Raw genomic sequence first — 9186 nt, 5'->3', positions numbered from 1 at the left:
CCTGGCCGCGGCTGCGGCGGCTGCCGCAGCCGACGGCTGCCGGCGAGACCGGACCTGACCTGGCCGAAGGCGGGTCCAGGCCAGGCTGGTGGGAGAGCGTCAGCAAGCTGCGCGAGGCGGGGACCACGTGGCTGCGGCCGGTGGCCGTGCTGGCCGGCATCGCGTTCATCGTCGGCATTTCGTTTGCCATTCCGCCGTTCCGGCAGGCCATCGTCCAGGTCAGCAGCACCGTGCTGACCGGCGGGCAGACCTCGGGCACGTCGGGCGGCCACGGCGGCGGCTCGACGACCGGCAACGGACACACCCTGTCGAGCGGCTCGAGCGGCACGGGCGGCGCCGCCCCGACATCCGGGTCTACCACGGGATCGCCAAGCGCGAAGCCGAAGCCGAGCTGCACGCCCTCCCCCGCCGCCACGGCGACCACCAGCGCCCCGGGCGCCGGTGTCACCGTCGCGACCTCCCCACCCCCCGGTGCTCAGGGACCTGGAGGCCCTGCCACGATCGTGACGACGATCCCGTACTCGTCCTCGTCTGACTGCGGGCAGCCGAGCGCGTCCCCGTCCCCGACTGCCACGCCGTCGCCGTCGCCGAGCCCGTCAGGTACCTCCCCGTCGCCCACCCCGTCAGGTACCTCCCCGTCGCCCACGAGCCCGGCGCCCACCTCCCCGGCGCCCACGAGCCCGGCGCCCACCTCCCCGGCGCCGACCAGCCCGGCGCCCACCTCCCCGACGCCGACCAGCCCGACTCCATCACCCTCAGGGAGCACAGGCAGCGGCGGCTCGGACCAGGGGAACCCGTCCAGCACACCGTCCCCGAACGCATAAGCCCGCGGTGGCCAGCCGCTAGCCTGGCGGCATGGACTCGCATGTCCCGATCGCGGGACCGCCCGTCTTCCTGGTGGCGCCAACGGAGCTGACGACAGGCATGGTCGCGCTGTCCGGCCCGGAAGGGCGCCACGCGGCGGCCGTCCGCCGGCTGCGGCCCGGCGAGCGCGCGGACCTCAGCGACGGCGCCGGCACCCTCGCCGAATGCACGGTCACGTCCATCGCCAGAGACTCTGTTGTGCTGGAGATACGCAAGACCCATACGGTGCCGCCCCCGGACCCGCGGATCACGGTCGTCCAGGCGCTCCCCAAAGGCGACCGCGGCGACCTGGCAGTAGAGCTAATGACCGAGGTCGGCGTCGACACCGTAATCCCCTGGCCGGCGCAGCGGTCCATCACCCGCTGGCAAGGCGAACGGTCCGAGCGAGCCCTGACCAAATGGCGCAACACAGCCAGGGAAGCATCGAAGCAGTCCCGCCGCGCCTGGCTCCCCGAGGTAACAGGCGCGGCCACGCTGCCCGAGATAGCAAAGCGCATGTCGGCCGCGGCCTGCTCAGTCGTGCTAGCGGCGGACGCGGCAACGCCGCTGTCCATCCTGCCGCTGCCGAAGAGCGGTGAGATCGTCCTGGTGGTCGGCCCGGAGGGCGGCATCAGCCCCGCCGAGCGCGAGGCGCTGAAGGAAGCGGGCGCACTCGAAGCAAGGCTAGGCCCCACAGTCCTGCGCACCTCAACGGCCGGCGCGGCGGCCACAGTAATCATGCTGAGCCGCACCGGCCGCTGGTAACGCCCGGCCGACTGGCAAGGCAAGCGGGCGCGCCGGGGTGTGACCGGTCGTGTTCGGTGCGCTCTAGGCACCGACTGACGACCGGGAACACCCCAAGCCCCCGCGCAGGCGTATGCGGATTGTGGGGTGGATTGGGCGTATGCGGATTGTGGGGTGGATTGGGGCGTAAGCGGGCGCGGGGTCGGTTCGGGCGCGGGCGGTTGTTCGGGTTGGGGCGCGAGGGGTTGGGGCGGGGTGTAACCGGGTCAGCGGCCGTTGAAGGCGTCGCGGAGGCGGGAGAAGAAGCCCTGCTGCCCTGGTTGGAACTTGCCGGGCGGGGCCTCCTCGCCGCGCAGCTTGGCCAGCTCGCGCAGCAGCTTCTCCTGTTCCGCGTCCAGCCGCGACGGCGTCTCCACGGTCACGTGAATGACCAGGTCGCCGCGGCCGTTGCCGCTCAGGTGCTTCACGCCGAGCCCGTAGAGCGGTATGACCTGACCGGACTGCGTGCCCGGGCGGATGTCCACGTCGCTAGGCCCGTCCAGCGACTCCACCGAGACGGTCGCGCCGAGCGCGGCCGCGACCATCGGGATCGTCAGCGTGCAGTGCAGGTCGTCCCCCTGCCGCTCGAAGATCGCGTGCGGGCGCTGCACCACCTCGAGGAACAGGTCGCCTGGCGGGCCGCCGCCCGGGCCGATCTCGCCTTCGCCGGCCAGCTGGATGTGCGTCCCGTCCTCGACGCCGGCCGGGATCCGCACCTTCATCGTGCGCCTGGTGCGCACCCGGCCGTCGCCGTCGCACTCCGGGCAGGGCCGCGGCAGCACCGTGCCGAAGCCGCCGCACGCCGGGCAGGCCGAGGTGGTCATCACCTGGCCTAGGAAGGACCGCCGCACCTGGCTGATCTCACCCCGGCCCGCGCAGACGTCGCAGGTCACCGGGTGGGTTCCCGGCGCGGTGCCCTCGCCTGAGCACGTCGGGCAGACCACGGCCGTGTCCACGGTCAGCTCCCTGGTGGCGCCGAACGCGCACTCGGACAGGTCGAGCTCGATCCTGATCGTCGCGTTCCTGCCGCGCCGCGAGCGGCTGCGCGGGCCGCGGCCCGCGGTCTGCCCCGCCGCGCCGAAGACCGCGTCCACGAACTCGCTGAACGGGAACCCGGCCGCGCCGAACCCGCCGAATCCCCCGGCGCCCGTGGTGGCCGAGGCGAACGGGTCCGCGCCGAGGTCGTACATCTGGCGCTTGTCCGGGTCGGACAGCACCTCGTAGGCCTGGGTGATCTCCTTGAACTTGTCCTGCGTCTCCGGGTCGGGGTTGACGTCCGGGTGCAGCTCGCGCGCCAGCCTGCGGTAGGCCCGCTTGATTTCGTCCTGCCCGGCGTCGCGCCGCACGCCGAGCAGCGCGTAGTAGTCCTTCGCCACTACGCCTCCCCGAGGATCCGGCCGACGTACCGTGCCACCGCGCGCACCGCTCCCATCGTGCCCGGGTAGTCCATCCGGGTCGGCCCGAGCACCCCGAGCTTGGCCACGGCCTGCCCGCCGGTGCCGTAGGCGGCCGACACCACTGACGCGCCCTGGAGCCCGGTCTCGGCCCCGATCCGCACCGTCAGGGCGGACGGACTCACGACCTCTCCGAGGAGCCGCATCAGCACCACTTGTTCCTCCAGCGCTTCGAGCACGTCACGCAGTCCCATGCCGAAATCGGGGGCGGCGAGGTTCGCCGTTCCGCCGAACACCACGCGCTCCTCATGCCCCTCGGCGAGGCTGTCGAGGAGGGCGGAGAAGACCGCACCGGCGTTCGACCGCTCGGATGCGGGGATACGGTCGGCCAGGCCCACGACCGTCTTGGCGGCGTCCGCGAGCTTGTGGCCGTCCAGGCAGGCGTTGAGCACCGCGCGCAGGTGCGCGATCGACTCTGGCTCGGCGGGGGCGGGCAGGTCCACCGCGGCCTGCTCGACACGGCCGTTGTCGGTGATGAGCACAAGCAGCACCCGCTGCGGGGCGAGCGCGACCAGTTCGATGTGCCGGACCGCCGACCGCGACAGCGACGGGTACTGCACGACCGCGACCTGCCTGGTCAGCTGGGCGAGCAGCCGGACCGTCCGCGCCACCACGTCGTCGAGGCTGTACGCCCCGGCCAGAAACGTCTCAATCGCGCGGCGCTCGGCCGTGGACATCGGCTTGATGCTCGACAGCCGGTCGACGAACAGCCGGTAGCCCTTGTCGGTGGGGATGCGCCCGGCGCTGGTGTGCGGCTGGGCGATGAACCCCTGCTCCTCGAGCACCGCCATGTCGTTGCGGATGGTGGCGGGCGACACGTCAAGGCCGTGCCTGTCGACGAGGGACTTCGACCCGACCGGCTCGGTGGTGGACACGTAGTCCTCGACTATGGCGCGCAGCACCGCCAGCTTGCGCTCATCAAGCACGTGTACACCCCCTCGCGGCAAAGACCAGCTGGCCTAGCACTCAACGTTCCTGAGTGCCAATTCTATTGCGCCACGAGAGTTCCCGGACGGCAAGAACGCCACCCCGTCAGCTACGCTTCCCTGTCAGCGATACCAGCGCGGCGTGGCCGGCTGGTTTGTGCCAGCGGGAAAGCCCGGCTGGTTTGTGCCAACGGGAAAGCAGGGTGCGGGTGCGGAGCAGGCAGTACGGGGACGACGTGCTCACGCCGCGCAACCGGCGCCCGCGGCCGGGGCAGGGACCGGTGCCGCAGGCGCAGGCCGAACCTGGGCTGGTCGTCGAAGACTTCGAGGGCAGGTTCTGCGGCGCGGTCGTCGGCTACGAGAACGACGCCGTCACGCTGGAGGACCGGCACGGCAGGCGCCGCGTGTTCCCGCTGCCCGGCACGTTCCTGCTTGACGGGAAGCGGGTGACGCTCGTGCGGCCGGCGCCGACGGCGCCGGCCGGCCCGGGGGCCCCGGGGGCCCCGGGGGCACCTGGGACGCCGCGGCGGACCGCCTCCGGGTCGGTAGCCGCGCCGGAGCAGCGGGCGAAGGTCGCCCGCGCAAGCCGGATCTACGTCGAGGGCAGGCACGACGCCGAGCTCGTGGAGAAGATCTGGGGCGATGACTTGCGCGACGCCGGCGTCGTCGTCGAGTACCTGGCGGGCGTCGACGACCTGCCCGCGATCGCCAGGGCATTCGAGCCGGGGCCTGGCAGGCGGCTCGGCGTGCTCGTCGACCACCTGGTGCAGGGGTCCAAGGAGAGCCGCATCGCGGCGGAGGCGCGCTCGCCCTACGTGCTCGTCGTCGGCCACCCGTTCATCGACATCTGGGCCGCGGTCAGGCCCGGCAGGCTCGGGCTCGACCGCTGGCCGGACGTGCCGCCCGGGCAGCCGTGGAAGGAGGGCGTGCTTGACCGGCTCGGCTGGCCGTCCCGGACGCCCGCCGACATCGCCGCGGCGTGGCGGCGCATCCTGCGCGCCGTGACAAGCTACGCCGACCTCGACCCGGCGCTGCTCGGCCGGGTGGAGGAGCTCATCGACTTCGTCACCGCGCCGGGCGACGGATGACCGTGGCCGGCAAGCCCGCCCACCGGCGCCAGTTCAGGCCGGACCAGCCGTGGCCCGGGCCGCCGCCGTCGCAGGGCGAAGAGCAGCTCTGCACGCTCTGCTATCTCGGGGTGATCCTTCTCGGCCCGGCCGTGCCGCTGTACGTGTACCTGACCAGGCGGCGCGGGTCGGGGTTCGTCCGCTGGCATTCCGCGCAGGCGCTGAACGTCGCGCTCACCGGCCTGCTGTACGCGGTGTCCGCGGGAATAATCTTCGGGCTGCTCACCCTGGACAAGCTGAGCACGGCCCTGATCGGGGTGCTCCCCTTCGTCGTGATCGGCTGGGGGATCGCGGTCTCGTACCTGACGCGCGCCGCGTTCGCCGCCAGCCGCGGCGAATACAGCCAGGTCCCGGCCTGGATCTGCTCGCCGATGGTCAAGTGACGATCAGGTAAGTCGATCCCCGCGCGGGGGCGGTCACGCGAGGTCGCGGATCACCGCGTCGGCGAGCAGCCTGCCCTGGCGGGTCAGCACGAGCCGTCCGCCCGCGAAGGAGGAGGGGTCGAGCAGGGCAGCCGCCACGGATCGTTCGGCTGACAAATGGGCGCCGGGGGCCAGGACGGACAGCGGGGCACCCTCGGCCAGCCTGGTGCGGAGCATGATGTCCTCCATCCGCCGCTCGGCAGCGGTCAGCACCTCGCGGGCCTGGGCCGGGGACTGGCCGGCCGCCAGCCGCGCCGCGTACGCCGACGGGTGCCTGACGTTCCACCACCGGGTGCCGCCGACATGGCTGTGCGCGCCGGGGCCGAACCCCCACCAGTCGCCGCCGGTCCAGTACAGCACGTTGTGGCGGCACCGTGCCCGGTCGCTCGCGGCCCAGTTGGAAATCTCGTACCAGGCGAAGCCGGCCGCGGTCAGGACCTCGTCGGCGAGCACGTACCGGTCGGCGAGCACGTCGTCGTCGGGCGGGCTGAGCTCTCCGCGGCGGATCTTCGCGGCCAGCCGCGTGCCCTCCTCGACGGTCAGCGCGTACGCGGAGATGTGGTCGGGACCGGCCGTGATCGCCGCGTCAAGCGAGCGCCGCCAGTCGTTGTCGCTCTCCCCCGGCGTGCCGTAGATCAGGTCCAGGCTCACGTGCTCGAAGCCCGCCGCGCGGGCCCACCGCGCCGTCTGCCGCGGGCGGCCGGGCTCGTGCACCCGGTCAAGGGTGGCGAGCACGTGCGGCTGGGAGCTTTGCATTCCGAACGAAACGCGGTTTATCCCCTGCGCCCGCAGCTGCTGCAGGGTGGCCAGGTCGACGGTTTCCGGGTTCGCCTCGACGGTCACCTCGGCGTCGGGCGCCAGGCCGAACGCGTCGCCGACGCGCCGCAGGATGTCCCCGAGCTGCCGGGGGGTCAGCAGCGTCGGCGTGCCGCCGCCGAAGAACACCGTGCTGACCGTGACGTCCGCGTGCGGGAGCACGGTTCGCGCCAGCGCGATCTCCTGGCCGACGAGCGTGTCGTAGCCGGCCCGGTCCGCGCCCCCGCCTAGCTCGGCGGCGGTGTAGGTGTTGAAGTCGCAGTAGCCGCAGCGCGTGCGGCAGAACGGGACGTGGACGTAGACGCCGAACGGGGCAGCGCCGAAACTCTCCGCCGCGGCCGGCGGCAGGCTCCCGTCGGCTGGAGCGGGGTTGCCGTCGGGCGGTATTGCTGGCACGCTGCCGAGAATATCCGCCTGCCGCATAAGCTGTAATCGGTACATGCGTGCTGGAAAGGGGGCCCAGTGAGGGATCCGGCAGCAGATGGCGACGACACGCCGACGCTGGGGCAGGGGCCGCCGTCCTACGGCCCGCCGTCCTACGGCCCGCCGTCCTACGGGCCGCCGTCCTACGGGCCGCCGCCCTACGGGCCGCCGCCCTACGAGCCGGCCGCGTACGGCCAGGCGGGATTCGGGCAGCCAGGGATGCTCGCCTCGGCCGCGGACCGGGAGCGCACGCTCGACGTGCTGAAGGCGGCCTACGGCGAAGGGCGGCTTACCAAGGCCGAGTTCGAGGCGCGCTGCGCCCGGACGATGGCGGCACGGCGCTACGGGGACCTGACCGCCATCGTCGCGGACCTGCCCGCGGGGCCGATCGGGCCGCCGGTGCCGTACCAGCCGCCCGGCTACTACCAGACCCTGGTCCCCGTGTCGCCGACCAACGGGCTGGCGATCGGCTCGCTCGTCTGCGGCGTCCTGGAGTTCTTCACGCTCGGCCTGGCATCCATCCCCGCGGTCATCCTCGGCCACCTCGCCCGGGGTCAGATCCGGCGCAGCGGGGAACGCGGGGACGGCATGGCCATCACCGGGCTGATCCTCGGCTACATGGGGATCGCGGCCTGGGCGCTGGTCATCGTGGTCATTGCGGCGCACTCCTGAGCGCGGTTCGCCGCTGGCTTGTCTCGAGCGGGACTTATTTCGAGCGGGCGTCGGGCTGCTGGCTGGTGGCGAGCGCGGCGGCGAAGGCTTCCTGCGGCACGTCCACGCGGCCGATCGTCTTCATCCGCTTCTTGCCCTCCTTCTGCTTCTCCAGCAGCTTGCGCTTACGGGTGATGTCGCCGCCGTAGCACTTGGCGAGCACGTCCTTGCGCAGCGCGCGGACGTTCTCGCGCGCGATGATCCGGGCGCCGACCGCGGCCTGGATCGCCACCTCGTACTGCTGCCGCGGGATCAGCTCCTTCAGCTTCGCGGTCATCGACAGGCCGTAATCGCGTGCCTCGTCGTTGTGCACGATCTGGCTGAACGCGTCCACCGGCTGGCCCTGCAGCAGGATGTCGACCTTGACCAGGTTCGCCTGCTGCTCCCCGGCCGGCTCGTAGTCCAGCGAGGCGTAGCCCCGGGTGCGCGACTTGAGCTGGTCGAAGAAGTCGAAGATGATCTCGGCGAGCGGCAGCGTGTAGCGGATCTCGACCCGGTCCGCGGACAGGTAGTCCATGCCGAGCAGGGCGCCGCGCCGGCTCTGGCACAGCTCCATGATCGTGCCGATGTAGTCGGCGGGCGAGATGACCGTGGCGCGGACCACCGGCTCGAAAACCTCGTTTACCTTGCCTGCTTGCGGCGACGACGGACCTCCTGGGAAGTCGCTCGGGTTGGTGACCCTGATCTCCTGGCCGGTGTCCATGACAACCCGGTACACGGCGTTCGGCGAGGTGGAGATCAGCGACAGGTCGAACTCGCGCTCCAGCCGCTCGCGGACGATCTCCATGTGCAGCAGGCCGAGGAAGCCGCAGCGGAACCCGAAGCCGAGGGCGTCGCTCGTCTCCGGCTCGTACACCAGCGAGGCGTCGTTCAGCCGCAGCTTGTCCAGCGCGTCGCGGAGGTCAGGGTAATCGTCGCCGTCCACCGGGTACAGGCCGGAGAAGACCATCGGCTTGGGATGCTCGTAGCCGGCCAGCGGCTCTTTCGCGGGGTGTGCCGAGCTGGTCACGGTGTCGCCGACGCGGGCCTGGCGGACGTCCTTGACCCCGGTGATCAGGTAGCCGACCTCGCCCGCGGCCAGGCCGACGGCGGGTATGGGCTCGGGCGAGATCACTCCCACCTCGAGCGTCTCGTGGGTCGCGCCCGTCGACATCATCAGGCCGCGCTCGCGCCTGGTCAGGCGGCCGTCGACGACCCGGACGTAGGTGACCACGCCGCGGTAGGTGTCGTAGACCGAGTCGAAGATCAGCGCGCGGGCCGGGGCGTCCGGGTCGCCTTGCGGGGCGGGGACCTGGCGGACGATCTCGTGCAGCAGGTCCTCGACGCCCTCGCCGGTCTTGGCGGATACCCGCAGGACCTCGGCGGGATCGCAGCCGATGATCCCGGCGAGTTCGGCGGCGTAGCGGTCGGGCTGCGCGGCGGGCAGGTCGATCTTGTTCAGCACCGGGATGATCTTGAGGTCCGCGCCGAGCGCCAGGTACAGGTTGGCGAGCGTCTGCGCCTCGATGCCCTGGGCCGCGTCGACGAGCAGCACCGCGCCCTCGCACGCGGCCAGGCTGCGGGAGACCTCGTAGCTGAAGTCGACGTGGCCGGGGGTGTCGATGAGGTTGAGGACGTAGTTTTCGTTGCCGCTTTTCCAGGGCAGGCGGACCGCCTGGCTCTTGATCGTGATGCCGCGCTC

At 72.0% G+C, this 9186-nt stretch carries 10 protein-coding genes; 4 read left to right on the top strand and 6 right to left on the bottom strand.

The window, feature by feature from the left end:
• Window positions 1-448 (bottom strand): hypothetical protein (locus Q1N79_RS10080; protein ID WP_300607308.1); only part of this gene is annotated, 448 nt, incomplete at its 3' end.
• A 27-nt stretch (window positions 449-475) separates the two neighbouring features.
• Window positions 476-805: a hypothetical protein gene (locus tag Q1N79_RS10075; protein WP_300607305.1), complete on the bottom strand. Its 330-nt coding sequence runs from the start codon at window positions 803-805 to the stop codon at window positions 476-478.
• Between the two features lie 50 nt (window positions 806-855).
• Between Q1N79_RS10075 and Q1N79_RS10070 the strand changes: the two genes are divergently transcribed.
• Complete coding sequence (locus Q1N79_RS10070) at window positions 856-1608, top strand: 16S rRNA (uracil(1498)-N(3))-methyltransferase (protein WP_300607302.1); 753 nt, start codon at window positions 856-858, stop codon at window positions 1606-1608.
• A gap of 245 nt (window positions 1609-1853) precedes the next feature.
• Here Q1N79_RS10070 and dnaJ read toward each other — a convergent pair whose 3' ends face one another.
• Together dnaJ and hrcA are read right to left on the bottom strand one after the other, a co-directional pair.
• Window positions 1854-3002 (bottom strand): molecular chaperone DnaJ, encoded by a 1149-nt coding sequence (gene dnaJ / locus Q1N79_RS10065; protein WP_300607300.1) that lies wholly within the window; start codon window positions 3000-3002, stop codon window positions 1854-1856.
• A complete protein-coding gene (gene hrcA / locus Q1N79_RS10060) occupies window positions 3002-4006 on the bottom strand; it encodes a heat-inducible transcriptional repressor HrcA (RefSeq protein ID WP_300607298.1) in 1005 nt (334 codons plus the stop codon). The genes dnaJ and hrcA overlap by 1 nt, the downstream gene beginning before the upstream one ends.
• 209 nt (window positions 4007-4215) lie before the next feature.
• Between hrcA and Q1N79_RS10055 the strand changes: the two genes are divergently transcribed.
• Entirely contained in the window at window positions 4216-5094 is an 879-nt protein-coding gene (locus Q1N79_RS10055; protein ID WP_300607296.1) for a DUF3097 domain-containing protein, read from the top strand.
• Window positions 5095-5096: 2 nt separating this feature from the next.
• The gene (locus tag Q1N79_RS10050; protein ID WP_300607293.1) at window positions 5097-5516 is read left to right on the top strand and encodes a DUF4870 domain-containing protein; all 420 of its coding nucleotides are present in this window, start codon (window positions 5097-5099) and stop codon (window positions 5514-5516) included.
• A gap of 33 nt (window positions 5517-5549) precedes the next feature.
• On the opposite strand, the gene hemW is transcribed toward Q1N79_RS10050, so the two are convergent.
• A complete protein-coding gene (gene hemW, locus Q1N79_RS10045; RefSeq protein ID WP_300607291.1) occupies window positions 5550-6767 on the bottom strand; it encodes a radical SAM family heme chaperone HemW in 1218 nt (405 codons plus the stop codon).
• Window positions 6768-6833: 66 nt separating this feature from the next.
• On the opposite strand from hemW, the gene Q1N79_RS10040 reads away from it, so the two are divergent.
• Window positions 6834-7466, top strand: coding sequence for a DUF1707 and DUF4190 domain-containing protein (locus tag Q1N79_RS10040; protein WP_300607288.1), 633 nt, complete (start codon window positions 6834-6836; stop codon window positions 7464-7466).
• A 34-nt stretch (window positions 7467-7500) separates the two neighbouring features.
• Here the strand turns inward: Q1N79_RS10040 and lepA are convergent.
• Window positions 7501-9186 (bottom strand): translation elongation factor 4 (gene lepA, locus Q1N79_RS10035; RefSeq protein WP_300607285.1); only part of this gene is annotated, 1686 nt, incomplete at its 5' end.

Origin of the sequence: Trebonia sp. (assembly GCF_030042015.1) — a bacterium.
Classification (GTDB): Bacteria; Actinomycetota; Actinomycetes; order Streptosporangiales; family Streptosporangiaceae; genus Trebonia.
This window is presented reverse-complemented; position numbering and strand designations above follow the sequence as displayed.